At 72.6% G+C, this 24,993-nt stretch carries 24 protein-coding genes; 9 read left to right on the forward strand and 15 right to left on the reverse strand.

Annotation, left to right across the window (positions count from 1 at the left end; genetic code table 11):
• Positions 1-30: 30 nt before the first annotated feature.
• The 5 genes from HD601_RS04425 to HD601_RS04445 all read right to left on the reverse strand — a co-directional run bounded on the left by HD601_RS04425 (position 31) and on the right by HD601_RS04445 (position 4,975).
• Entirely contained in the window at positions 31-900 is an 870-nt protein-coding gene (locus tag HD601_RS04425) for a bifunctional methylenetetrahydrofolate dehydrogenase/methenyltetrahydrofolate cyclohydrolase (RefSeq protein ID WP_184819708.1), read from the reverse strand.
• Positions 901-943: 43 nt separating this feature from the next.
• Positions 944-1,117: a DUF5302 domain-containing protein gene (locus tag HD601_RS04430; RefSeq protein WP_184819710.1), complete on the reverse strand. Its 174-nt coding sequence runs from the start codon at positions 1,115-1,117 to the stop codon at positions 944-946.
• A 217-nt stretch (positions 1,118-1,334) separates the two neighbouring features.
• Complete coding sequence (gene purH / locus HD601_RS04435) at positions 1,335-2,897, reverse strand: bifunctional phosphoribosylaminoimidazolecarboxamide formyltransferase/IMP cyclohydrolase (protein WP_184819712.1); 1,563 nt, start codon at positions 2,895-2,897, stop codon at positions 1,335-1,337.
• Entirely contained in the window at positions 2,894-3,499 is a 606-nt protein-coding gene (purN, locus tag HD601_RS04440) for a phosphoribosylglycinamide formyltransferase (protein WP_343076385.1), read from the reverse strand. The genes purH and purN overlap by 4 nt, the downstream gene beginning before the upstream one ends.
• Positions 3,500-3,520: 21 nt before the next feature.
• A complete protein-coding gene (locus HD601_RS04445; protein WP_184819713.1) occupies positions 3,521-4,975 on the reverse strand; it encodes a cell division protein PerM in 1,455 nt (484 codons plus the stop codon).
• Positions 4,976-5,167: 192 nt separating this feature from the next.
• Here HD601_RS04445 and HD601_RS04450 point away from each other — a divergent pair, with 192 nt between their 5' ends.
• The 5 genes from HD601_RS04450 to kynU are packed head-to-tail and all read left to right on the forward strand — an operon-like array spanning position 5,168 to position 10,363.
• Positions 5,168-5,662: a sigma factor-like helix-turn-helix DNA-binding protein gene (locus HD601_RS04450; protein WP_184819714.1), complete on the forward strand. Its 495-nt coding sequence runs from the start codon at positions 5,168-5,170 to the stop codon at positions 5,660-5,662.
• A complete protein-coding gene (locus HD601_RS04455) occupies positions 5,655-7,091 on the forward strand; it encodes a hypothetical protein (protein ID WP_184819715.1) in 1,437 nt (478 codons plus the stop codon). Before HD601_RS04450 ends, HD601_RS04455 begins: the two co-directional genes overlap by 8 nt.
• 5 nt (positions 7,092-7,096) lie before the next feature.
• Positions 7,097-7,624: a SigE family RNA polymerase sigma factor gene (locus HD601_RS04460; protein ID WP_184819716.1), complete on the forward strand. Its 528-nt coding sequence runs from the start codon at positions 7,097-7,099 to the stop codon at positions 7,622-7,624.
• Positions 7,621-9,093: a hypothetical protein gene (locus HD601_RS04465; RefSeq protein WP_184819717.1), complete on the forward strand. Its 1,473-nt coding sequence runs from the start codon at positions 7,621-7,623 to the stop codon at positions 9,091-9,093. Before HD601_RS04460 ends, HD601_RS04465 begins: the two co-directional genes overlap by 4 nt.
• A gap of 37 nt (positions 9,094-9,130) precedes the next feature.
• Positions 9,131-10,363, forward strand: a complete 1,233-nt coding sequence (gene kynU / locus HD601_RS04470) for a kynureninase (protein ID WP_184819719.1) — start codon at positions 9,131-9,133, stop codon at positions 10,361-10,363.
• Here kynU and HD601_RS04475 read toward each other — a convergent pair.
• Positions 10,356-10,934 (reverse strand): dihydrofolate reductase family protein, encoded by a 579-nt coding sequence (locus HD601_RS04475; RefSeq protein WP_184819720.1) that lies wholly within the window; start codon positions 10,932-10,934, stop codon positions 10,356-10,358. The genes kynU and HD601_RS04475 overlap by 8 nt on opposite strands.
• 54 nt (positions 10,935-10,988) lie before the next feature.
• Between HD601_RS04475 and HD601_RS04480 the strand changes: the two genes are divergently transcribed.
• On the forward strand, positions 10,989-11,600 hold the full coding sequence (locus HD601_RS04480; RefSeq protein WP_184819721.1) for a TetR/AcrR family transcriptional regulator: 612 nt from the start codon (positions 10,989-10,991) through the stop codon (positions 11,598-11,600).
• Between the two features lie 295 nt (positions 11,601-11,895).
• Here HD601_RS04480 and HD601_RS04485 read toward each other — a convergent pair whose 3' ends face one another.
• The 5 genes from HD601_RS04485 to icmB form a co-directional block, all read right to left on the reverse strand.
• A complete protein-coding gene (locus HD601_RS04485) occupies positions 11,896-12,318 on the reverse strand; it encodes a hypothetical protein (protein WP_184819722.1) in 423 nt (140 codons plus the stop codon).
• Between the two features lie 128 nt (positions 12,319-12,446).
• Complete coding sequence (gene sucD, locus HD601_RS04490) at positions 12,447-13,346, reverse strand: succinate--CoA ligase subunit alpha (protein WP_184819723.1); 900 nt, start codon at positions 13,344-13,346, stop codon at positions 12,447-12,449.
• A gap of 12 nt (positions 13,347-13,358) precedes the next feature.
• Complete coding sequence (gene sucC, locus HD601_RS04495) at positions 13,359-14,546, reverse strand: ADP-forming succinate--CoA ligase subunit beta (RefSeq protein ID WP_184819724.1); 1,188 nt, start codon at positions 14,544-14,546, stop codon at positions 13,359-13,361.
• 129 nt (positions 14,547-14,675) lie between these two features.
• Entirely contained in the window at positions 14,676-18,005 is a 3,330-nt protein-coding gene (locus HD601_RS04500) for a phosphodiester glycosidase family protein (RefSeq protein ID WP_184819725.1), read from the reverse strand.
• A gap of 126 nt (positions 18,006-18,131) precedes the next feature.
• Positions 18,132-18,545: a coenzyme B12-dependent isobutyryl CoA mutase small subunit gene (gene icmB / locus HD601_RS04505; protein WP_221440528.1), complete on the reverse strand. Its 414-nt coding sequence runs from the start codon at positions 18,543-18,545 to the stop codon at positions 18,132-18,134.
• Positions 18,546-18,998: 453 nt separating this feature from the next.
• On the opposite strand from icmB, the gene HD601_RS04510 reads away from it, so the two are divergent.
• Positions 18,999-19,625 carry a M23 family metallopeptidase gene (locus tag HD601_RS04510; protein WP_184819727.1) on the forward strand — a complete coding sequence of 209 codons (627 nt, stop codon included), beginning with the start codon at positions 18,999-19,001 and terminating at the stop codon, positions 19,623-19,625.
• Positions 19,626-20,148: 523 nt separating this feature from the next.
• On the opposite strand, the gene HD601_RS04515 is transcribed toward HD601_RS04510, so the two are convergent.
• Both HD601_RS04515 and HD601_RS04520 read right to left on the reverse strand, forming a co-directional pair.
• The gene (locus tag HD601_RS04515; protein ID WP_184819728.1) at positions 20,149-21,903 is read right to left on the reverse strand and encodes an ABC-F family ATP-binding cassette domain-containing protein; all 1,755 of its coding nucleotides are present in this window, start codon (positions 21,901-21,903) and stop codon (positions 20,149-20,151) included.
• Between the two features lie 14 nt (positions 21,904-21,917).
• Positions 21,918-22,127: a hypothetical protein gene (locus HD601_RS04520; RefSeq protein WP_184819730.1), complete on the reverse strand. Its 210-nt coding sequence runs from the start codon at positions 22,125-22,127 to the stop codon at positions 21,918-21,920.
• A gap of 48 nt (positions 22,128-22,175) precedes the next feature.
• On the opposite strand from HD601_RS04520, the gene HD601_RS04525 reads away from it, so the two are divergent.
• A complete protein-coding gene (locus HD601_RS04525) occupies positions 22,176-22,625 on the forward strand; it encodes a MarR family winged helix-turn-helix transcriptional regulator (protein ID WP_184819732.1) in 450 nt (149 codons plus the stop codon).
• Here the strand turns inward: HD601_RS04525 and HD601_RS04530 are convergent.
• Positions 22,588-23,196 (reverse strand): helix-turn-helix domain-containing protein, encoded by a 609-nt coding sequence (locus HD601_RS04530; protein ID WP_184819733.1) that lies wholly within the window; start codon positions 23,194-23,196, stop codon positions 22,588-22,590. The two genes, HD601_RS04525 and HD601_RS04530, sit on opposite strands and share 38 nt — an antisense overlap.
• Positions 23,197-23,243: 47 nt before the next feature.
• Between HD601_RS04530 and HD601_RS04535 the strand changes: the two genes are divergently transcribed.
• Positions 23,244-24,086: a class I SAM-dependent methyltransferase gene (locus HD601_RS04535; protein WP_184819735.1), complete on the forward strand. Its 843-nt coding sequence runs from the start codon at positions 23,244-23,246 to the stop codon at positions 24,084-24,086.
• Positions 24,087-24,326: 240 nt separating this feature from the next.
• On the opposite strand, the gene HD601_RS04540 is transcribed toward HD601_RS04535, so the two are convergent.
• Complete coding sequence (locus HD601_RS04540; RefSeq protein WP_221440529.1) at positions 24,327-24,944, reverse strand: nucleotidyltransferase domain-containing protein; 618 nt, start codon at positions 24,942-24,944, stop codon at positions 24,327-24,329.
• Positions 24,945-24,993: the final 49 nt, after the last annotated feature.

Genomic DNA, 24,993 nt, shown 5'->3' on the forward strand with positions numbered 1-24,993 from the left:
TGCCGATCCGCTCGCCGGGCGTGGTCCGGCCTACGCGAGGACGGCGGACTCGGCCGCCTCCACCACGTTGGCCAACAGCATTGCACGAGTCATGGGCCCGATCCCCCCGGGCATGGGCGCGAGATGGCCCGCGACCTCGCGCACCTCGGGCGCGACGTCGCCGGTGTAGCGGCCCTTGCCGTCGGGCCCGACGACTCGGGTGATGCCGACGTCGAGGACGGCCGCCCCCGGCTTGATCATGTCGGCCGTGATGAGCCCCGGCACCCCGGCCGCGGCGATGACGATGTCGGCCCGCCGCAGCGTGCCCACGAGGTCGCGGGTGCCGGTGTGGCAGATGGTGACGGTTGCATTCTCGGAACGCCGCGAGAACAGCAGCCCCATGGGCCGGCCGGCTGTGACGCCGCGCCCGACGACCACCAGCTCGGCGCCGTCGACGGGGACGTCGTAGCGGCGCAGCAGCTCGAGGCACCCACGCGGGGTGCAGGGCAGCGGCGCCGGCTGCATGAGCACCAGCTTGCCGAGGTTCTGCGGGTGCAGGCCGTCGGCGTCCTTCGCGGGGTCGATGGCCGACAGCACGCGCTCCTCGTCCAGGCCCTTCGGGAGCGGCAGCTGGACGATGAAGCCGTGACAGCTCGGGTCTTCGTTGAGTTGCGCGACGGCCGCCTCGACCTCGGCCTGCGTGGCCGTGGCGGGCAGCTCGATCTGGAGGGACTCGATGCCGACCTCGGCGCAGTCGCGGTGCTTGCCGGCGACGTAGGCATGACTGCCGGGGTCGTCGCCCACCAGCACCGTGCCGAGGCCCGGGACCACACCCCGTTCGCCGAGGGCCTTCACCCTGGCGGTGAGCTCGGAACGGATGATGGCCGCCGTGTTCTTGCCGTCGAGAATCTTTGCGCTCACGTATCTGATTCTCGCATGACCCGGACCGGCGGCCGAACGGCGATCAGCCGCTCTTGCGCCGGAACATCCGCTGGGTCTTCGCGGCGTCCTCGTGCGAGGGGCCGGTGCCGGACGCTTCGTCGTGCGGGTGGTCGTGGTCGGCCGACTTCTTCCGCTCGAGGGCCTCGCGCATCTTGGCCTTGAGCTCGTCGTTGCCGCCTGACTTCTTGGCTGCCATGTCGTTCACCCTACCCCGCCGACTCCCCTGATCATCCCCGTTTTCCCAGCGCCCGGCGGCGTGCGGCGGCGTGCGGCCGGGCCGGCGAAACGGTGTGAGATCGCTGCCGCGTCGGGGTGGCGCCACTGTCGCCAGAGCGACAGTTGCGCCACACAGTTCCCGCACCACACCCACACCGACGCCGCCGAGGAGTCGCCCGGTCAGCCCGCCCGGAGCGTCAGTGGAAGAAGTGCCGCGTCCCGGTGAAGTACATGGTCACGCCGGCCTCGCGGGCGGCGTGGACCACGTCCTCGTCGCGGATGGAACCGCCGGGCTGGACGACGGCGCGGATGCCGGCGTCGGTCAGCACCTGCAGGCCGTCGGGGAAGGGGAAGAACGCGTCGGACGCGGCCACCGAGCCGGCCGCCCGCTCGCCCGCCCGCGACACCGCCAGCCGGGCGGAGTCGACCCGGTTGACCTGGCCCATGCCGATCCCGACCGCCGCACCACCGGAAGCCAGCAGGATCGCGTTGCTCTTCACCGACCGCACCGCCCGCCACGCGAACACCAGGTCGGCCAGCGTCGACTCGTCGACGGCGGTGCCGGCGGCCAGCGTCCACGTCGCCGGGTCGTCGCCCTCGGCGTCGACCCGGTCGACCTGCTGCATGAGCAGCCCGCCGGAGATCGCGCGCGTCTCGACCGGCCGCAGGTCGGCACCGGCGACCCGCAGCAGCCGCACGTTCTTCTTCTGCGTCAGCACGTCCAGCGCGCCGGGCTCGAAGTCCGGCGCGACGACGACCTCGGTGAAGATCTCGGCGATCTGCTCCGCGGCCGCCACGGTGATCGGCCCGTTCGCCGCGATGACGCCGCCGAACGCCGACACCGGATCGGTCGCGTTGGCCTTGCGGTGCGCGTCGGCGATGTCGGTGCCGACGGCAATGCCGCACGGGTTGGCGTGCTTGATGACGGCGACGGCCGGGTCGGTGAAGTCGTGCGCGGAACGCCAGGCAGCGTCGGCGTCGACGTAGTTGTTGTACGACATCTCCTTGCCGTGCAGCTGCTCCGCGCCGGCCAGCCCGGGCGCCCCGAAGCCGGTGCGGTACAGCGCCGCGGCCTGGTGCGGGTTCTCGCCGTAGCGCAGCACCGCCTCGCGCTCCCACGTGCCGCCGATCCACGACGGGAACACGGTGCCGTCGGCCGGCGGCGCCACGACGCTGCCCAGCCAGGACGCGACGTGCACGTCGTAGGTGGCGGTGTGCGAGAACGCCTGCAGGGCGAACCGCTGCCGCTCGCCGAGCGTGAACCCGCCGGCCTCGACGGCGGCCAGCACCTCGCCGTAGCGGGCGGGGTCGACGACGACGGCGACGTTGGCGTGGTTCTTCGCCGCGCCGCGCACCATCGAAGGCCCGCCGATGTCGATCTGCTCGATGACCTCGTCCGGTCCCGCGCCCGACGCGACCGTCTGAGCGAACGGGTACAGGTTGCTGACCAGCAGCTGGAACGGCTCGATGCCGAGCTCGGCCAGCTGCGCCCGGTGCGACTCGTGCCGGACGTCGGCCAGCAGGCCCGCGTGCACGTTCGGGTGCAGCGTCTTGACCCGGCCGTCGAGACACTCGGGGAACCCGGTCAGCTCCTCGACCGCGGTCACCGGCACCCCGGCGTCGGCGATGCGGGCCGCCGTCGACCCCGTCGAGACGATGGCGACACCGGCCGCGTGCAGCCCGCGCGCGAGCTCCTCGAGCCCCGTCTTGTCGTAGACGCTGATCAGCGCGCGCCGGATCGGCGTACGTGCCTCGCTCACGGGATGGTGACCTTTCTCTCGTTGATGGTCCAGCCCTCGCGGGCCAGCCGGCCGACCCAGTCGACCAGCTGGGCGCGCTCGGCGACCTTGATCCGCTCGGTCAGCGTGTCCTCGGTGTCGTCGTCGAGGACGGGGACGGCCACCTGGGCGACGATCGGCCCGGTGTCGACGCCCTCGTCGACGAAGAACAGCGTGGCGCCGGTGACCTTGACGCCGTAGGCGAGCGCGTCGCGGGGGCCGTGGATGCCGGGGAACGACGGCAGCAGCGCGTTGTGGGTGTTGAGGTAGCGGTCGCCGAACCGGCTCAGGAACGCCGGGCCGACCAGCTTGAGGAAGCCCGCCGACACCACCAGGTCCGGCGAGTGCTCGGCGGTCCGTGCCGCCAGCGCGCGGTCCCAGTCGGCGCGCTCGGGGTGGTCCTTGACCCGCTCGACGAAGGCCGGCACCCCGGCGCCGGCGGCGAGGTCGAGTGCCCGGATCCCGTCACGGTCGGCGCCGACAGCCACGACCGTCGCACCGTAGGAGGGGTCGGCACACGCGTCGAGCAGGGCGGCGAGGTTGCTGCCGGTGCCCGACACCAGCACCACGATCCGGCAGGTCACGCGGGCGACAATACCCGTCCATCACCCCTGGCCCGGCAGGGGCGGGGGCGGTGGGCCGGTCAGTGGTTCCTCTTCCTCTTCCTCGACGGCGGACGGCTCACCTTCCGCCGTGCCTCCCGAGCGGTCCGCCGGGCCGCCGTCCGCCGCATGCGCCGCACCGTCCGCCGGCGCATCGTCGTCGTCCGCCGAATCCTCGTCCGCCGGGTCCTCCTCGTCCGCCTCGGCCCGCGGCGCCCGCCGGAAGCGGAGCACCAGCACGACCAGGATCGCGGGCACGCCGACCAGGCCGAGCGTCGCGGCGGCGACCTCCCACGGCACCGGGCCGAGGACGGCCAGCCGCTCGGCCCCCGCCGACCCGCCGGACAGCAGTGCCAGCACGGCCATGGCGACCGCGGCGATCGCCCCCGCCCCACCCGCCACCACGACCGCCGTCCCCAGCGGCACCGGCTCCTCGACCGTGTCGTCCGCCGGCACGACCTCGTCCGCCTCGTCCAACAGCTCGTCAGCCACGTCGACCGGGCCGAGCCGGCGGTGCACCAGCAACCCCGCCAGCACGCCGGCCAGCACCGGCCCGGCGACGACCAGCCAGGTGAGATTGCCGGGGACGCTCGTCGGCAGGGCGCCCAGCACGGGGACCGCCGGCACCAGGCCGAGCGTGACGCCGTCGGGCGCCACCGAGGTCGCCGTCCCCACGGCGAAGCCGGGCCCGAGCGCGAACGCCGCGGACCAGATGACCAGGTTCGGCACGATCAGCGCGCAGCCCACGACCAGCAGCGTCGAGCCGAGCAGACCGGCGTCCAGGGCGGTGGCGAGGTCCCCGGTCCGGCCGGCGTGGGCGACGAGGCTGACCCCCATCAGCACTGCGCCCACGCAGACCAGCCCCGCCACCGCCGCGGCCGCGCCGGCAGTCGCCGCGCGTAGGAGAGGTGGCACCTGATGCCACCAGCCGGCCAGCAGTCCGGATTCGTGCGCCACCCCGGTGGTCACGGCGGCGCCGGACCACAGTGCCGCCCAGAGCACCGCCTCGAGCGGCTGGCTCGAGGCGTCGGCGGTGGCGGAGAGCGCCGCGATGATCCCGGCGCCCACGGCATACGTCACGACCGCGGGCACGACGACGGCGGCCGCGCCGCGCGTCGTCGCCACCCCGGCCGAGTGCGCCGCCCACCGCGCGGAGCGGTGCAGCAGCAGCACGAACAGCAGCGTCAGCCCCAGTGGGGCGAGCGTCAGCGACCCGGCCTCGAGGTCGAGCCCCGACCCGTGCGCCGTCAGCCAGACCCGGGAGCCGAACCGCAGCGGGTCGCCCAGAGGGCCGATGGCACCCTCGGCGATCCACACCGCGACGCCGGGCAGCACGCACAGCGCGAACCCGGCCAGCAGCGCCCAGGCGGCGGCGACCATGGCCGCGAGCCACGGGACCCGCGACCCCCACGCCGGCTCGTCGCGCCGGAGCAGCGGTCGGGTCAGCAGGTCGGCCACGTCTCCATCGTCACCGCACATCGCCCCGATATCGGCACTGCCACGCCGATCACGCCCTGATCAGCTGCCTTTTCTCGGTGCGGAATACGAGGAAACACGCTCATTCCCCGAATGGCCGTGCAACCGTGGAGCGCACTCACGGGTCCTCCAGGGTGTAGGTCACGAGCGACGGGCACGGGGGAGGTAGCGGTCATGGGTCGATCCGCGGATTTCGACGCGTTCTACGACGCGACGAGCCGCCGCGTCCTGCATCAGCTGTACGCGTTGACCGGCGACCTCGAACAGGCCCGGCAGTGCACCCAGGAGGCGTACGCTCGGGCCTGGCGCCAGTGGCCGGCGGTCAGCGCCGCCACCAGCCCGGAGGCCTGGGTCCGCACGACCGCCTGGCGGCTCGCGCCGGGCCGCCGGATCGCCGTCAAACGGCCCGCCAAGCGGCCCTCGACGCGCGCCGCGCGGACGCCCGGCGGCGGCAGCGCCGACCTCGTCGCCGCGCTGCGCAAGCTGCCCGAGCGGCAGCGGTACGCGATCGTCGCCCGGCTGATCGCCGGGGCGGCCGTCGCCGACATCGCGACCGAGACCGGAGCGTCCGTCGCGACCGTCGAGAACCGCCTCGCGAAGGCCCGCGCCACGCTCGCCCGAATTCTTCCCGACGACACCGCCGTTCTCACCGGAGGCCACCGTGTCTGACAGCCTCGACGACAGCCTTTCCCGGCGCTTGTCGTCGCTCGAAACGGACCTAGCGGGCATCTCGCTGGCCGGTCCGGCCGCCGCCCGGCGCCGTGCCGCGCAGCGGACCCGGCACCAGGTGACCGGCGGGGTGCTGGCGGGGGTCGCGGCGATCGCCGCCGGGGTGTTCGCGATCAGCCCGCCGGACTTCGTGGCGTCGCCGGAGCCGGTCGGCCCGGTCACCGACTCCCCCACGACCGAGGAGACGTCCCCGACCACGCCGCCGTCGACCCCGCCGGCCGAGCCCACCCCGGACCCGTCCGAAAACGAGAGCCCCGACGGCAGCGGCCAGAACGGCAGCACCGGCGACGACGGCACCAGCTCGCTCGCCGTCCCGCCGGGCGCCCTGATCGACCTCGAGTACCTGATCCGCGGCCAGGAGTCCCCGTCGGACTGGGTCGAGGTGCCGGCGGGCGACAGCTGGCTGCCGTGCATGCCGGCCGCCGGCGACGCCGCCGAGGCCGTGGCGTTCCAGGTCGACGACTACTACCGCGTCGAGCACATCGTCGAGCCAGCCGGGACCGATGCCGAGGCCCGGCTCGCGCAGCTGCGCGACGACCTCACCGCGTGCGCCGAGGGCGGCGACCACCAGCTCATCCAGGTGTGGCAGGTCACCGGCGTGGGCGACGAGACCTATCTGCTGGCCTGGCAGGGCCCGCCACGGACCGAGGAGACCCAGACCTACGTGGAGGCCAGCCTGTCCCGCGCCGACGGCTTCGTCGAGATCGTGATCAGGGGCGGCGCAGGCCAGGACTACAACGGTGTCCCGCAGACCAACGACGCGGTCGAGGCCGTCAGCCGGCTGTGCGCGGTCTCGAACACCGAGTGCCCGTCGGAGCCGGAGCGCGAGCAGCTCTACCCGGAGCCGGTCGGCGATGTGCCGGGCTGGCTGGCCCTCGACGACCTCGCGGAGGTCGGGCTGGACATCCTCGCCAGGGGCAGCGACGTGACCGACTCCACCGAGCTGGGCCTGACCGACTACGGCTTCGTCGGCCTCGAGCGCGACCCGTTCGCCGACGACGCCGAGTCACTCGAACAACGGACCTACGACGATCCGTTGGAACCCGGCGGCGTCCAGCTCACCCAGTTCCGCGCCCAGTTCCCGGACACCGAGTCCGCGCGCGCCCACTACGACGCGCTGACGGCCGCCGCCGAACAGCCCTCCCAGCCGGGCGACACCGTCGAGAACACCGGCACCGTCTCCGGCGACGGCTACGACGGCACCACATGGCAGCTGACGAACACCGAGTTCGGGACGTCGTGGCTCTACGGCGCCGCGGTGAGCGGCGACGTCGTCACCGTCGTCTACTACGGGCTCATCGCCGACGAGCTGTCACCCGATCAGATGCGCCAGCTGCTCGAGCTCGCAGCGCAGCGGATCGGGGGGTGACGACCATGGCCGCCGACACCACCGATTTCGACGAGTTCTACAACGCCACCCACCGCCGGGTGCTGCACCAGATGTACGCCATGACCGGCAACCTCGCCGACGCGCAGGAGTGCACGCAAGAGGCGTACGCCCGCGCCTGGCAGCGCTGGAAGACCGTCAGCCAGGCGAACAACCCGGAGGCCTGGATCCGCACCGTCGCCTGGCGCATCGCGGCGAGCCGCTGGCGCAAGGCGAAGAACGGCGTCACGGCGCTGGTCCGCCACGGCGCGCCGGACCACGCGCCGTCGCCCGACCCCGACCACGTCGCGCTGGTCACCGCGCTCAAGCAGATCCCCGAGAGCCAGCGCCAGGCGATCGTCATGCACCACCTGGCCGGCATGAGCGTCGAGGACATCGCGCACGAGACCGGGTCGCCGACCGGGACCATCAAGGCGCGCCTGTCGCGGGGGCGGGCGGCGCTGGCCCAGCTGCTCACCGACCCCGGCGACACCACCGACTCGGCGGGCATACCGGCGGGAGGTGGAGCGTCGTGACGGGCGACTTCGACGACGAGCTGCGCCGGCGGCTCGGCGGGCTCTCGGCCGACCTCGACGGCGTCTCGCTGCCGGGGCCGTCGGCGGCACGGCAGCGGGCGGCCCGGCGGACCCGGCACCAGGTGACCGGCGGCGTGCTCGCCGGGGTGGCGGCGGTCGCGGCCGGCGTGGCGATCATCAGCCCGCCGGACCTCTCGACCACGCCCGACCCGGCCCCGCCCGCCAGCCTCTCGACCCCGCAGACCACGGACCCGGCCACCACGACGTCGGCGCCCGCGGTGAGCGCGGCCCTGCTCACCCCCGAGGATCTGACCGAGGCCACCGCGGTCGACTGGCAGCAGTCCGACGAGCCCGGCCCGGCCGTCGCCTGCGACCCGTCCGGCACCGTCGACACCATGAGCGCGCTGACCGACCGCGCTCAGGCCGGCTTCGCCTCCGAGTCCGGCGAGGTGCGCCAGGATCTCGTGCGGTTCGTCGACGGCGCGAGCGCCGCCGGGCTGCGCGACGAGCTGCTGGGCTGCCTCCCCGAACGCGGCGCCGACGCCCTGCCGGCGGTCACCGACACCGTGCGGCTCGGCGGCGTCGGCGACGAGGGCTGGATGGTCCGGTACTACGCCGATCCCGACGACGACGCGGCGACGGTGGCGACCGTGGCCATCGTCCGCAGCCGCGACGTCGTCAGCGTCACCGTCAAGACCGAGACCACCGCCGACACCGTCGGCGAACGCGCCCTGGACATGGACGTGCCGGTCGCGGCGGCGGAGCGGATCTGCGACGTGCTCTTCGGCGACACCTGCGTCGACGAGCCCTTCATCGAGCCGATGGACGGGCCGGTGACGACCGAGGGACCGACGAACGCCCCGACCGGCGATCCCACCAGCGACCCGACCGGCGACCCCACCGGGGACGCCGAGCCGGAGGTGCTGAGCCTCGCCGACGACCCGTTCCTCACCGACGACGACGTCGCAGCGGTCGGCACGGCGACCGGGTTCTTCCGCAGCCCGGAGTCGACCGAGACCACGGCGCACCAGGCGCCCTGCCTCGAGGACCTCACGGCCGTCGGCGCCGACACCGTCGAGGTGCTGGGCTACATCCACGACCTCGACGCCAGCCTGGCCGAGTGGGCGTTGCAGCTGCCGGACGCGGACACCGCGTTCCGGGTGGTCGCGGCCCACACGGCCCTGCCCGAGACCTGCGGCGAGGTGGGCGAGGATCGGGAGCAGACGGTCGGCGATCCGGTGACCCTGGAGGTCGACGGCGCCGACGACGCCATCGCCTGGACCGTCACGAGCGAGCCGACCGCGGACAACGCCGGCTCCTCGGGCTCGTTCTCCGGCGTCGGGATCGCGCGGGTGAGCAACATCGTCGTCGTGGTGTCGTTCGGCGCGATGGACGATCCGTCCGGCGGCGACTGGCCCGGCGTCGTGACGCCGCTGCTCGCGACGGCGCTGGAGCGGGCCGTCGGCTGACGGCGCCGCACGCTGACGCCGTCGTACGCTGCGGGGCATGGAGCGCGCACACGCCGAGGCACTGGACCGCGACGACCCGCTGGCGCACCTGCGCGACCGGTTCGACCTGCCCGACGGTGTCATCTACCTGGACGGCAACTCGCTCGGCCCGCTGCCGCGCGGCGTGGCCGAGCGGGTCGGGCGGCTGGTCGGCACCGAGTGGCGCGACGACCTCATCACGTCGTGGAACGCGCACGGCTGGTACGACCTGCCGGCGACGGTCGGGGCCAAGCTGGAGCCGCTGCTCGGCGCGGAGCCGGGCACCGTCACTGTCGGCGACTCCACCAGCGTGCAGTTGTTCAAGCTGCTCGTGGCGGGCGCGCGGCTGCGGCCGGACCGCACGGTCATCGTCACCGAGCCGGGCGCCTTCCCCACCGACTCCTACGTGGCCGACGGGGTCGCGCGGCTGCTCGGGCTGACGGTGCGCTGGTGGGACCCCGCGACCCAGCCCCTCGACGAGGTCCTGGACGACGACGTCGCCGTCGTGTCGCTCTGCCACGTCGACTACCGGCTCGGGCGCATGCACGACGGCGCCGCCGTCACCCGGGCGGTGCACGAGGCCGGCGCCGTCGTGCTCTGGGACCTCTGCCACTCCGCGGGCGCCGTCGCCGTCGACCTCGCCGGCTGGGGCGCCGACCTCGCCGTCGGCTGCGGGTACAAGTACCTCAACGGCGGTCCCGGCGCACCGGCGTTCGTCTACGCCGCGCCGCGCTGGCTGGGCACCGTCGAGCAGCCCGTCACCGGCTGGTTCGGGCACGCGACGCCGTTCGCGCTCGAGCGTGACTATCGCCCGGCCGACGGCGTGCGGCGGCTGCTCAGCGGCACCACGCCGGTCATCGGGACGGCGGTGCTCGACGCCGCGCTGGACGCGTTCGACGGGGTCGCCATGGCCGACGTGCGGCGCAAGTCGCTGGCGCTCACCGACTTCTTCCTCGCGCTGGCCGCCTCACGTCTGGGCGAGTACGGCGTCGAGCCCGAGGTGCCGCGCGACCACGCCGCCCGCGGCTCGCAGCTGTGCCTGCGGCTGCCGGAGGCGTACGGGTTCGTGCAGGCGCTGATCGCCCGCCGCGTCGTCGGTGACTTCCGCGAGCCCGACCTCGCCCGGTTCGGCCTCGCGCCGCTCTACCTCCGGTTCACCAACGTGTACGACGCCGTCGAGCACATGGCCGCCGTCCTGTCCGCCGGCGAGCACCGTCGCCCCGAGAACGTCGCCCGCGCCGCCGTCACCTGATCCGGTCGTAGGTCGCGATGATCACGCCCGTCGTGGTCGGGACGGACTTCACCAGCCGGAACGGCGCCAGCTGCGCGCCGTCGCGGAACAGCCGGGTGCCCTCGCCGAGCACCAGCGGGTGGATCGACAGCAGGAACTGGTCGACGAGGTCCTCGCGCAGCAGCGACTGCACCAGCTCGCCGCTCCCGAGCACGCCGATGTCGCGCGGCTCGCGCTCCTTCAGCGCGGCGAGCTCACCGGGCCCGACGAGGACGGAGTTCTCCCAGCTCAGCGGCTCGGTCAGCGTGGTCGAGGCGACGTATTTCGTGGCGGCGTCGAGCACCGGGGTGAATGGGTTGCCGTCGGTCTGCTTCGGCCAGAACCCCTCGAACTGCTGGTAGGTGAGCCGGCCGAAGAGCAGCGGGCCGCCCTGGGCCATGCCTTCGCCCATCTCGCGCATCGCGACCTCGTCGGAATAGGGCGCGCCCCAGCCGCCGTACCGGAAGTCGCCGCGGGTGTCCTCCTCGGGAGCGGCCGGAGCCTGCATGACGCCGTCGAGCGTGACGTTCTCGATGACGATGATCCTGCCCATCATCCACCTCTCAACAGACCAAACCAAACTAAACGGTGTAGTAAAGTCTGCTCCATGAGCCCCCGCCCCGGCAAGCAGCAGGCCATCGTCGAGGCCGCGACCGAGGTCTTCCTGGCCCAGGGCTACGCCGGCACCAGCATCGACCAGATCGCCGCGCGCGCCGCGGTCTCGAAGCCGACGGTGTACGCGCACTTCGCCGGCAAGGAGACACTGTTCGCGGCCATCGTCGCGCTGACCGTCGACGAGGCGGCCGACCCCGTGCACGCCGAGGTCGCGGCGCTTCGCGACACCGGCGACGTCGAGGCCGACCTGCGCGACCTCGCCCGCCGCCAGCTGGCCATGGTCATGCGCCCGCGGCTGCTGCGGCTGCGCCGGCTGGTCATCGGCGAGGCGGGCCGCTTCCCCGAACTGGGCCGGCTGTTCGCCGAGCGCGGCCCGGCCCGCACCATCGCCGACCTCGCGGCGGCCTTCCGCGGGCTCACCGAGCGCGGCCTGCTCGCGGCCGACGACGCCGATCTCGCGGCCGCGCACTTCAACTGGCTGGTCATGTCGGTACCGCTCAACCGGGCCATGCTCACCGGCGACGACGCTCCCCTGCCGGCCGCCGAACTACGGCGCTACGCCGACGAGGGCGTCCGCGTCTTCCTCGCCGCCTACGGCGCCTAGCGCGCGTCTGGCGGATCAAGGTGTGCCCGACGGATCAATGGGTCCGCGGCCCCGGATCCCGGTTGATCATGGAGAAGAGCGGGTTTCCAGGGCCGTGGAAGCCGCACTTCTCCATGATCAACAACAGATCGCCACAATGCGGCCCAATGCCGGGTGAGGTGATCCCCACGCGAATGAGGAGGTCCGCCGATGACAGTCGTCGTACCGGTGATCATGTTCTCTCACGGCGCCACAGCGACCGCGAGGGAACATGATCACGAACGGCTAGGAAGGGCGCGTCGATCCGTCGAACCCGTCAGCGCAGCGTGTCGAAGTACTCCGCGAACGCGGCCGCCTCGTCGCGCTGCTCCACGCCCAGCACGTAGGCGGCCTGCAGCAGCCTCGGCACCGTCGGCAGCACCGTGAACCGCACCTTGTCGCCGTCGGTCGTGCGGATGACGTAGCGGCGCTGCAGGTCCTTCTTCGCCGACCGCAGCGTCGACGCCGTCACGTACAGCGGCTCGGCGGCCTCGATCTCCCCGGGCTCACCCGAGACCTCGAGGATGGCGAGGTCCTTCGCCCCCGGCACGTAGCCGACGACGAACGAGTGGATGATCGTCCGCTTCACGACCAGGTAGTTCTTCTCGGTCGAGTCGTAGCCGTAGGCGATCCGGTAGCCGTCGGGGTCCTTCACGGCGCCGTCGAACACCCGCCGCAGCTCGGCCAGGATCTCGCTCACGTGCCCTCACTCCCCGGGCAGAGATCGGCCGGGCCGCCGACGAATCGACGACCCGGCCGAGTTTCTCCCGATCCCAGTTGGCTCAGCGGACTCTCTCTTTCAAGCGCCATCGGGCTGGCGGCCCGCGGTTACAGCCTCTGGTAGATCTCGCGCATCAGCCGCGCGGTCTCGCTGGGTGTCTTGCCGACGGCGACCCCGGCGGCCTCGAGGGCCTCCTTCTTGGCCTGCGCCGTGCCGGACGAGCCGGACACGATGGCGCCGGCGTGGCCCATGGTCTTGCCCTCGGGGGCGGTGAAGCCCGCCACGTAGCCGACGACCGGCTTGGTGACGTGCTCCTTGATGTAGGCCGCGGCCCGCTCCTCGGCGTCGCCGCCGATCTCGCCGATCATGACGACGGCCTTGGTCTCGGGGTCGGCCTCGAACGCCTCGAGCGCGTCGATGTGCGTGGTGCCGATGACCGGGTCGCCGCCGATGCCGACGGCGGTGGAGAAGCCGATGTCACGCAGCTCGTACATCATCTGGTAGGTCAGCGTGCCGGACTTGCTGACCAGGCCGATGGGCCCGGCGCCGGTGATGTCGGCCGGGATGATGCCGGCGTTGGACTTGCCGGGGCTGATGACGCCGGGGCAGTTCGGGCCGACGATGCGGGTCTTGTTGCCCTTGGACTGCGCGTAGGCCCAGAACTCGGCGGTGTCGTGCACCGGGATGCCCTCGGTGATGACCACGAGCAGCTCGATGCCGGCGTCGACGGCCTCGATGACGGCGTCCTTGGTGAACTTCGGCGGGACGAACGCGACCGACACGTTGGCGCCGGTCTTGTCCATGGCCTCGGCGACCGTGCCGTGCACCGTGAGGACGGCGTCGGAGGAGAACTCGGTGAAGTCGAGCTCCTGGCCGGCCTTGCGGGCGTTGACGCCGCCGACGATCTTGGCGCCGGCGCGCAGCATGCGCTGCGTGTGCTTGGTGCCCTCGGCGCCGGTGATGCCCTGGACGATGATCCTGCTGTTCTCGTCGAGGAAGATAGCCATGACTCGTCGCCCCTACTTCGCTGCCGCGAGCTCGGCCGCGCGTCGCGCGGCGCCGTCCATCGTGTCGACCTGCTCGATGAGCCCGGCCGGTGCCGTGGCGGCGAACTCCGAGAGGATGCGCCGGCCCTCCTCGGCGTTGTTCCCGTCGAGGCGCACCACCAGCGGCTTGGTGACCTGGTCGCCGCGGCCCTCGAGCAGCTCGAACGCGTGCACGATGCCGTTGGCGACGGCGTCGCAGGCGGTGATGCCGCCGAAGACGTTCACGAAGACGGCCTTGACCTCGTCGTCGGACAGGATGATCTCCAGCCCGTTCGCCATGACCTCGGCCGACGCGCCGCCACCGATGTCGAGGAAGTTGGCCGGCTTGACCCCACCGAACTCCTCACCGGCGTAGGCGACCACGTCCAGCGTCGACATGACCAGGCCCGCGCCGTTGCCGATGATGCCGACCTCGCCGGACAGCTTGACGTAGTTGAGGTCCTTCTCCTTGGCGCGCGCCTCGAGCGGGTCGGCCGCGGCCTTGTCCTCGAACTCGGCGTGCTCCGGGTGCCGGAACTCGGCGTTCTCGTCGAGGCTGACCTTGCCGTCGAGCGCGACGACCTGGCCGTCGGGCGTCTTCACCAGCGGGTTGACCTCGACCAGCGTGGCGTCCTCGCTGGTGAACACCGTCCACAGCTTCTGCAGGATGTCGATGACCTGGTCGCGGACGTCGGGGGCGAACCCGGCGGCGTCGGCGATCTCGGCCGCCTTGGCGGCGTCGACACCCTCGATGGCGTCGACGGCGATGCGCGCCAGCGCCTCGGGCCGCTCGACCGCCAGCTGCTCGATCTCCATGCCGCCCTCGACGCTGGCCATGGCCAGGAAGGTCCGGTTGGCGCGGTCGAGCAGGAAGGAGACGTAGTACTCCTCGGCGATGTCGCTCGCCTGGGTGACCAGCACCCGGTGGACCGTGTGGCCCTTGATGTCCATGCCCAGGATCGCCCGGGCCTTCTCTTCGGCCTCGACGTCGTTCTCGGCGAGCTTGACGCCACCGGCCTTGCCGCGGCCGCCCGTCTTCACCTGCGCCTTGACGACGACCTGGCCGCCGATCTCCGCTGCGGCCCTGCGGGCCTCGTCCACCGTCTCGGCCACGGACCCCGGCAGCACCGGGACCTCGTGCTTGGCGAAGAGCTCCTTCGCCTGGTACTCCATCAGGTCCACGCGAATCCATCCTTCAGAGTCTCGGTCGTGCGCAGCCTATCCGCGCTCGTCGCGGGCCGCAGCGAGAGGGGGTCACCACCCTCGGCGGGCGGTGACCCCCAGTGCGCTCGGCGGTCTTCGCCGACGGTGTCAGCCGACGGTGACCGCCTGGGTCGCCGTCTCGCCGTTCACCGTGACGGTGAGGGTGGCGGTTCCGGCCCGCAGGCCGACGATCGTCCCGGCCGCCGGGTCGACGGCGACGGTGGCCCAGCGCGGCGCCTCGTCGGCCCCGCCGACCCACACGCCGGCGCCGCCCCACTGCGCCGACACCGGCCACTGCACCGGGACAGTGCGCACGCCGTCCTGCTCGACGGTGGCCGCGACCGCACCGGTCGCGCCGGCCGCCAGCGTCGCCGGGGCCTGCAGGGCGATGGTGTCGACCCGCGCCCGGACCTCCGCCCGCAGCCACTCGTCGTCGTCCTTCTTCTCCCCGCGCGACGGCTCGAGGCCCAGCAGCGTCCAGCCGGTGAAGCCGCCGTCGTCCGGGGTCGAGGCCGGGCCCTTGCCGGAGTTGCCGTTGACGATGAACGGCACGCCGTCGACAGAACTGGCGTCGAACACGCCCGCGTGGGCGCCGACGAACGCCGCCGACTTGCCGCTCTCGGCCTCGAAGCCGGCCAGCCAGGTCTCCAGCATCGCCGCCTCGCGCCGGTCGGCCAGCTGGCTGTTCGCCGTGGGCAGCGGGTCGTTGGCCGGGTGGTGCATGAAGACCAGCACACCGGTGACATCGGGCGCCTCGGCTGCTTCATCGAGAGCCCGGCGCAGCTCGGCCACCTGGGCGAACCCGCCACCGCGCAGCGTGCCGAACGCGGAGTTCAACGTGATGATCCGCGTGCTGCCGTGGTCGGTCGGCAGGTCGACGGTGTGCTGGGTGGCGCCGAACTCGGCGATGAAGTTGGCGATCGGGCCGCCCTGCACCTCGTGGTTGCCCGGCACGTAGTACCAGGGGAAGTCGGCGCCGGCCAGCTCCTCGTCCAGCACCCGGCGGGCCAGGTCGAAGTCGATCGGGGCCGCCTCGTCGACGAGGTCGCCGTTGATGACCAGCGCGTCCGGGTCCTCGGCGACGATCTCGCGCAGCGTCCGGCGGGCGGCCTGGACGATGTCGCTGTCCGGGTTGCGCCCGACGAACTGCGAGTCGCTCATGACGGCGATTCGCTGGGCGGCGTCGTCGGCGGTGCCGTTGGTGACGACGACCGGGTCCTCGAACCGCTCCGCCGCGGGCAGCTCCACCTCGGGCGCGATCTCGACGGTGATGTCGCTGAACGACGTCTCGCCGTGGTAGTTGCGGGCGCCGGAGGCCTCGACGGCGTAGATGTCGCGGAAGCGCAGCGGGTACTGCGTGCCGGCCGGGACCGGGAAGCTCAGCTGCTGCCAGCCGGTGAACGTCGTGTAGCCGCCGTTGAGCGTGAGCAGCGTGCCGTTGGGGTCGTAGATCCGCATCCGGATCCAGGTGCCCTGGCCGTCGCCCTTCACCCACGCCTTGATGTTCTGCGGCTGCCCCGGCATGGTGAACTGCGCCGGCGGAGCGGCGTAGGCAGCGCGGGTGTTGCCGCCGGTGAAGTCGTACGTGAGCCGCACGCCGTCGCGGCCGTCGGGGCCCTCGGTGGGGGCGATGGCGCCGGTCGCGCGGGCGAAGCTGATGGTCCAGCGCGACGCGTCGGCGAAGTCCGCGACCGGCACCTCGGCCAGGCCAACGGTGATCGCGACGCTGGTCTCGACGCCCGCGGCCTCGAGCGTCACCAGCGCCGACCCGGTGTCGACCAGCGGGTCGACGGTGAACCCGTCGCCGTCGGGCACCAGCGCGACCACGCCCTCGCCGCCGGTGACGGTGACGTCAGCGGGCTCGACCGGCGCGCGGTAGCCGTCGATGTCGTAGCCGGTGAGCGCGAGCGTCCCGGTGTCGTCGGCGCCGCCCAGCGGGATCAGCGTGGCGGTGGGCTCCAGCCGCCGCAGCTCACCCAGGACGGTGATGTCCAGCGCGCCCTCGGACCCGCGCAGGTCGGCCTGCACGTCGGTGCTCCCCGGCCGGATGCCGGTGACGACGGCCGTCGTGGGGGTGTCGCCGCGCAGCACCGAGGCGACCCGGCGGTCCTCCGTCGTCCACCGCGGCCGGGCGTCGACGGCGGCGAACGTCTCGTCGTGGCCGAGCGCCTCGACCGTGCGGGTGAGGCCGGGGAACACGCGGTCGGTGTTCTCGGTGTCCTGAGCGTGGCCGGCCAGGATGCGGAACCCGTCCAGCTCGCCGGAGCCCTCGGCCGCGAACAGCGCCAGGCCGTTGGCGACCGACCGCTCGCTGCCGTCGGACGGGGTGTTGACGACGGTGCGGTCGTCGGTGCCGGGGTCGCGGACCACGAGCGTGGACGATCCGCCGCCGTCGATGTTCAGCGCGTCGTAGGCGCCGACGTCGGACATCAGCTCCGCGAACTCGCCGAGCGTCATGCCGCGCGAGTGGGCCTGCTTGCCGTCGAGCGACACCAGATACATGGTGCGGCCGTCCTCGGAGATCCCGATGGACGTGCGCGCAGCCGGCTCGGTGTCGGTGAAGGTGCGCTGCACGCCGTCGTCGACCAGCACGTCCCCGCCGCCGACCGCGACCGCGACCTCGCCGAGGTCCGAGCGCGGCGCGTAGGAGACGTCGACGGTGTCGCCGGGCTGCAGCGCGAGCAGCGACGCGGCGCCGGTGTCGCGGCCGATCAGCACGACGGTGTTCGCGGCGATCGGGCCGGCGCCGGGCGTCGCGCCCACGGCGGTGACGACGCCGTCGACGACGGTGACCTCGGCGCGAGGGCCGGTCGCCGGGACGGTGTTGGCGCGGGTGTAGCTCCCCCATGCCGACGTGAAGACGCCGATGCCGTTGGCCGGCAGACGGTGGGTGTTGACCCCCGCGAGCCGCAGGCTGACGCCGTCGCCCGTGACGGCGGTGCCCTCGAGGAAGACCTGCGCCATGGCGACGGCGCCGGCGGAGTCCACGGCGATGGCGTTCTCGTGGCCCGCGGTCGGGGCGGTGACCATGCCCTCGTCGCGGCCGACGCCCACGCCGAGCGGCGCGTTGGAGTTGTTGATGTCGTAGAAGTCGCCGTTGACCGCGGCCGTCGCGCCGCTGGCCTCCGCCAGCGACCTGACCGTGGCGGTCCGGGTGACCTCGCCGGAGTACTGGTAGTCCAGCGTGACGCCGGAGTCGAGGTCGACCTCGAGGATGCTGCCGGCGTTCCAGCCGCCGTCCTCGAGCCGGGAGAACGTCGTCAACTCCATCCCCGGGGCGATGGTCTGCCGGTCGGTGTCGACCAGGACCGACTCGCCCGGGCGGGTGAGGTCCTCCGGCTCGACGGCGGCAGCGGGGACGAGGACCAGGCCGCTCATGAACAGTGCGGCGGCGGTGGTGAGGGCGGCGGAGCGCGCGCGATCACGTCGATTCAGCACGGAGTTCACCCCATCGATGCCGGACGACCCGCCATCGATCGCCGGGCCGCAACTCGGTGAATTTCCGGCAAACCTTACCGAGTCAGGGCAGACTCGTGCTATCGGCGGAAATGATTTCCAGCCGGACTACGAGGCCTGGGCGCGGTCGCGCAGCGTGTCGACCCAGGCGACGATGTCCTGCGTCGAGGCACCGGGCGTGAAGACGCGGGCCACACCGAGTTCCGCCAGCAGCGGGATGTCGGCGTCGGGGATGATGCCGCCACCGAAGACGACGATGTCGCCGGCGTCGCGCTCGGCCAGCAGCTCGAGGACGCGCTTGAACAGCGTCATGTGCGCCCCGGAGAGAATGGAGAGGCCGACGGCGTCGGCGTCCTCCTGGATGGCGGCCTCGACGATCTGCTCGGGTGTCTGGTGCAGGCCCGTGTAGACGACCTCGACGCCGGCGTCACGAAGCGCCCGCGCCACCACCTTGGCGCCCCGGTCGTGACCGTCGAGACCGGGCTTCGCGACGACCACCCGCAGCGGGCGTGCGTCCACCATGACCACCTCCAGGAACAACGCTGATCCGACCGGTGTTACGACACTACCTGCGGATGAACCGCGCGCCCTCCGTTCGGTGGAGGGGGACGCCTCAGCTCGGCCGTAGGTTGCCAAGTGTGACGCAGATCACATGTCACAGAGCGTCACGAACCTTGCGCTCGCAACGTCGATCAACGTCTGCCTGTTGGTCGAGGTCACGACCCGGTTACGGGCCGTTCGGGGTTGCTTCCGGTGTCACAGTCCGTGATGAGGTGGCGAAACGCCTGAGGCGGGGCGTTTGGCAGGACCCCTAGGGGACGGTTAATGTCCTCCGAGTCCTTGTCCCCGGCGAAAGGTTCTGGCGTGTCGCAACGCTCCGGCAGCGGGCGTCACCGTAGCCGCCGCAGACACGTCAGTGTCCCGTCGGTGGTCGGTTCCGTAGCGGTAGCAGCAGCGGCCTCCGGGGCCCTGGCCATGCCTCATGCGGTCGGGTCGACGGACAGCTCGGACGGACTCAACGCCATCGCCCAGCGCCCCCAGGAGTCGGGCCACCCCACTGAGGGCGGCGCGCTCGACACCCTGGTCGCCGCAGAGCAGTCGCTCGCGGCCGAGGCCGGCGAGATCGCCACCGAGGCACACACCCGCATCATCGAGCAGCAGCGCATCGAGGCCGCCGAAGCGGCCGCCCGCGCCGAGCGCGAGGCCAAGCGCTGGCTCCTCCCGGTCGAGAACTACCGCATCACCGCGGGGTTCGGCGCCGGCGGCTCCATGTGGTCCAACCGCCACACCGGCCTCGACTTCGCCGCTCCCACCGGCACCGAGGTCATGTCGCTCTCGTCCGGCGAGATCATCTTCGCCGGCTACGACGGCCCCTACGGCAACAAGATCGTCATCCGCCACTGGGACGGCACCGAGACCTGGTACTGCCACCTCTCGCGCTTCGTCCTCCGCTCCGGCGAGGTCGCCCCCGGCGAGGTCATCGGCCGCGTCGGCTCCACGGGCAACTCCACCGGCCCGCACCTGCACCTCGAGGTCCACCCGGACGGCGGCGACCCCGTCAACCCGCGCTCCTGGCTCGAGGACCAGGGCGTCAACGTCTGACGGTTCGTCGTCTTCGTTGTCATCTCACTTGGTTGTTTACCCGGTAGGCGCGCGCCCATGCGTAGGTTCTGCCGGGCTGGCGAGGTCGGCTCCGATCCGCCCGGGCCGAGATGATCACGTTCACCACGAAATCCCGTGCCGTACTAGGCCTGCAGGCCTCGTGAAGGTCGGGCAATCATGGTGGGCGGCCCAAAAATCGCCGGAAATCCCACAACGCGGACGCCACAGGTCGTCGAGGGCGAGTTACTACCGCCAGAGCAGCAGCAACTCGCCCTCCACGCGCGCCAGGAGGGAGTTCTCCCCGCCATAGCGAGGAAAAGTCCCTCCCGACGCCCGCAACCAGCGACCAACCACCCACCCGTCGCCAGACTCCCCCCGTCCCCCTGATAGCTGCCGAGTTCTTAGGCCGCGCGGGTGCGGTCAAGTCCAAGTGCCCCCTGGGCGCGCGGATTTGAGGGCACCCGCGCGGCATAAGAGAATGGGCAGCAGGGGGACGGGCTCACCCAGCGCAACCCCAGGGACCTCAGCCGAGATCGTCGGCGAGTTCCAGCCAGCGCTCTTCCAGGGCCTCTCGCTCGCCGTGCACCTCGCGCAGCTCGGCGTCGAGCGCCAGGACCTTCTCGTGGTCGGTGGCGTTGTCGGCGATGCGCTCGTGGAGGGTCTTCTCGCGCCGTTCCAGCTTCTCGAGGTCGCGCTCGATGCGGGCGATCTCCTTGCGGACCGCCCGGCTGTCACCGGACCGAGCCCGCGCCGCCGGCACCGCAGCCGCCGCGACCGAGGCCTGCTCTCGCCGCAGTTCCAGGTACTGGTCGACCCCGCGGGGCAGCTGCACGAGCCGGCCGTCGCCCATGAGGGCCCAGATGGCGTCGGTGACCCGCTCGAGGAACCAGCGGTCGTGGCTGACGACGACGAGCGAGCCGGGCCAGCCGTCCAGGACGTCCTCGAGCACGTTGAGCGTCTCGACGTCGAGATCGTTGGTCGGCTCGTCCAGAAGCAGCACGTTCGGCTCGCCCATGAGCAGCCGCAGCAGCTGCAGCCGTCGCCGCTCGCCGCCGGAGAGGTCGCCGACGAGCGTCCACTGGCGCTGGCCGGCGAAGCCGAACCGCTCGAGCATCTGGCCGGCCGTGACGGTGTCGCCGCCGCCCAGCTGCACCTCGCGGCGGACCTCCTCGACGGTCTCGAGCACGCGGGCCGACGGGTCGAGGCCGGCCACCTCTTGGGCGAGGTGCGCGACGGCGACCGTGCGGCCGACCTTCACCTTGCCGCCGTCGGGCGCCAGTGAGCCGTCGAGCAGCCGCAGCAGCGTCGTCTTGCCGGCGCCGTTGACGCCGACGATGCCGGCGCGGTCGCCCGGGCCCAGCCGCCAGGTGACGTCGTCGAGCAGGGTGCGCCCGCCGAGCGTGACGGTGACGTCCTCGGCGTCGAACACGCTCTTGCCGAGGCGTGTCGTGGCCATCTTCGCCAGCTCGTACCGGTCGCGGGCCGGCGGCTCGTTCTCGATGAGGGCGTTGGCCGCGGTGATGCGGAAGCGCGGTTTCGAGGTCCGTGCGGGCGGGCCGCGGCGCAGCCAGGCCAGCTCCTTGCGCAGCAGGTTCTGCCGGCGCGACTCGTCGGCGGCGGCGATGCGGACCCGCTCGGCCCGGGCCAGGACGTATTCGGCGTAGCCGCCCTCGTAGGAGTTGACGGCGCCGTCGACGACCTCCCACGTGGTGGTCGCGACGGTGTCGAGCAGCCAGCGGTCGTGGGTCACCATGACGAGCGTCCGGCTGCCGGCGGACAGATGGCGCGACAGCCAGTCGATCGCCTCGACGTCGAGGTGGTTCGTCGGCTCGTCGAGCAGGATCAGGTCGTCGTCGCCGATGAGCAGCCGGGCCAGCGCGACCCGCCGGCGCTCGCCGCCGGACAGTGGCCCCACGAGCGCGTCCATGGACAGCCCGGGCACCAGGTGCGCCATGACGTCGCGGATGCGGGCGTCGCCGGCCCACTCGTGCGTCGCACGGTCGCCGATGACCACCTCGCCCACCGAGGCGCCGGGGTCGAGTTCGTCGCCCTGGCCGAGCCGGCCGATGCGCAGCCCACCCGTGCGGCTGACCCGCCCGGAGTCGACCTGTTCGAGGCCGGCCAGCACCCGGAGCAGCGTGGACTTCCCGCTGCCGTTGCGGCCCACGATGCCGATGCGGTCGCCGTCGGCGACACCGAGGGACACCCCGTCGAGGATGAACCGAGTGCCGTAGGCCAGCGAAGCCGACTCGAGGTTGATGAGGTTACGGGGCGCCATTTGGCACCAGTTTCTCACGCCGGGCAGTAGTGCCTGTTCTTCCCGCCCACCTGCTCGAGCCGGTGCTCCGACATCGGGTGGTGGCACAGCGGGCACTCCACCTCGCGCACCGTGCGCGGCGGCGGAGCGTCGTCCTGGCGGCCGACGTCGGCGGGACCGAGCAGCGGCATGAGGATCTCGGTGAGCCGGCCGTACCACGGCACCTTGCCCTCGCTTCTCGTCATGCATTAATAGTTAGCACACTAATCAATCGCGTGCGATAGAGTGTGACCATGACGACAGACCTCGGTGACGATCCGCTGGCCCTCGACCGGCAGGTCTGCTTCGCGCTCGCCGTCGCCGCCCGCAGCGTCATCGGCCTCTACCGGCCGCTGCTCGAGCCCATGGGCCTCACGCACCCGCAGTACCTCGTCATGCTGGCTCTCTGGGAGCGCGAGCCGCGCTCGGTCAAGGATCTCAGCAGCACGCTGCAGCTCGAGTCGGCCACACTGTCGCCGCTGCTCAAGCGGCTCGAGGCGGTCGGCTACGTCACTCGGCGGCGCAGCGCCGACGACGAGCGGCTACTGGTCGTCGAGCTGACCGACGCCGGCCGCGCGCTGCGCGCCGAGGCCGAGAAGATCCCCTACGCCGTCGTCGATCGGCTCGGTATGCCGGTCTCTGAGCTGGAGGAGCTGCACACGTCGCTCAGCCGGGTGATCCGGGCGGCGACGACTCCGGCGTGAGGTCGACGGCGTCGAGGTGCGCCCGCTGACCCTCGTGATCGAGGATGGTCAGCACCTCGGCCGGCCCGTCATGAGCGACGATGGCGTGCGGCGCCAGCGTCGAGAACTGCGCCGCCTGACCCGGCGCCACCAGGATCACCCGCTCGCCCAGGTACAGCCGCACGGTCCCGGACAGCACCGTGAACCAGTCGTGCCCCGGGTGCACCCGTAGCTGCTTCGGCCGGGTCCGCCGGGTGATGCGCAGCTTCGCGACGGTGAGCCCGTGCGGCCCGTCGTCGCGGGACAGCAGCCAGGTGGTGGCGCCGTGGACGACGTCGTGCCGCGGCCGGATCACGACGTCGGCGTCGTCGACCGGCTCGACCAGCTGGTCGACGGAGGAGTCCAGCGCCCGCGCGATCAGCACCAGCTGGTCGACGGAGATGCGCCGGTGTCCGGTCTCGATGCGGCTCAGCGTCGACGGGCTCAGATGGCAGCGGGCGGCCAGCGCATCCAGCGACCAGCCCTTGGCCTGGCGGAGACCACGGATGCGGGCCCGGATCACGGCGTCGAGGTCATCGGCGTCTTGCGTCATAGGCAAGAGGCTATGCGATCGACGCACCGTCGTTCTACCGTCACAGCATGGGCCACCATCACCACCACCGCCATGGGAGCGACGACGGCGACAGCTCGCTCGCCGAGCTGCTCGACCTCGACGGCGAGGTATTGACCGACTATTGGGCCGACGCGCTGGACTGGGTCCGGCAGGCGGCCGACGGCGGGCCGCGACAGCGGATCGTCGACCTCGGCGCCGGGACGGGGACCGGGACGCTGCGACTGGCCGACCGGTTCGCCGAGGCCGAGGTGGTCGCCGTCGACTCCTCCCCCGACATGCTCGACCGGATCCGGGCGAAGGCCCTGGCCCAGGGGCTGGCCGGCCGGGTCCGCACCGTCCAGGCCGATCTCGACCAGCCCTGGCCGGACCTCGGCACCGTCGACGTCACGTGGGCGTCGCTGTCGCTGCACCACCTGACCGGTCCGGACCGCGTCCTGCGCGACCTGCACGCGGCCACCCGCCCGGGCGGGCTTGTCGCCGTCACCGAGTTCGACGGCCGGCCGCGGTTCCTCACCGACGCCGTCGGGGACGGCTTCGAGGAGCGGCTGCTCGGGCTGCTCCACGAGCACGACGCCGAGCGGCTGCCCGAGCTCGGGACCGACTGGCCCGCCCGGCTGACGGCGGCCGGGTTCACCCTGGTGGACGTGCGTCCGTTCGTCATCGACCTCGCCCCGGCGCCGCCGAGCACGGGCCGCTACGCCGACCTCTGGCTGCGGCGACTGGGTGAGCGGCTGAGCGACCAGCTGACGCCCGCGGACGCGGCGACACTGGCCGGGCTGCTGGACCCCGACGGCCCCTCGTCGCTGCTGCGCCGCGACGACCTGCACGTGCGCGGCACCCGCACCGTCACCTTGGCGCACCGCCCCTGACCGCCGCCCGCGCAGCTGCGGCAGAACGCACGAACGGGGACCAGCTCTCGCCGGTCCCCGTTCGCTCCCTGCGGCTCGACCTCAGCCGGCCAACCAGGGGTCGACGACTAGCCTTGATGGGAGCCGGGGGAGGTGCGTCAACACTGGTGATCCCGGTCAGGCCCCGGCGCGTGCAGTTGTGGCTCCGCGCCGGGGCTCTTGACGTCCTCGGGCGCGCTTCCGTCCGCTGCACCCGCGCCGTCACGTTGGTGCGCCGCCCCTGAGCGCGGCCCGCCACGGGTGGTTCGGCGCCGTCAGCGCCAGCGCGCGGTCGAGCCATCCGCGGGCGGCGGCATCCAAGGTGGGCAGCACGACCGCGAAGTCGGCCTCGTCCTTCGGCCGCAGACCCTTGGCCTTGTAGAAGAGCTGGATCTCCGGCCGCAGATACGGCAACCCGCTCACGCTGCGACGCCCCAGGCCCGTGATCGGCGCCCGCAATCGGCTATCGCGCCGCGAGCACCACTGGTCCCCGTCGGTCTCGTCGACCATGAGCTGAAGCTCCCACGCGGGCGACGCCGGACGGCGGCACCAGATGTCGTGCACATGGTCCGGCAGCGGCTCGTCCGCCGGCCAGAACCGCAGCTGCCCGGGCGGGTCGGCCGCCCACAGTTCCCAGCCGGCCAGGACGGCGTGCAGCTCACCCGCCGACGACCGCAGCACCAGGACGTCGATGTCCCCGTGCGCCCGCCAGGACCGCCCGACGGCCAGCTCCAGCGCATACCCGCCGGCGACCCACCACGGCTCCGCCCAGCCACCGAACAGCTCCCCCACCGCCGACGGCGTCACCGGCGCCCACGCCCCCAACGCCGGATGGCTCACGAGCAGGCCCGGGCCCGGGATGGACGGAACCGGCAGCCTCGCGGGGGTC

Origin of the sequence: Jiangella mangrovi (genome assembly GCF_014204975.1) — a bacterium.
Lineage (GTDB): Bacteria > Actinomycetota > Actinomycetes > Jiangellales > Jiangellaceae > Jiangella > Jiangella mangrovi.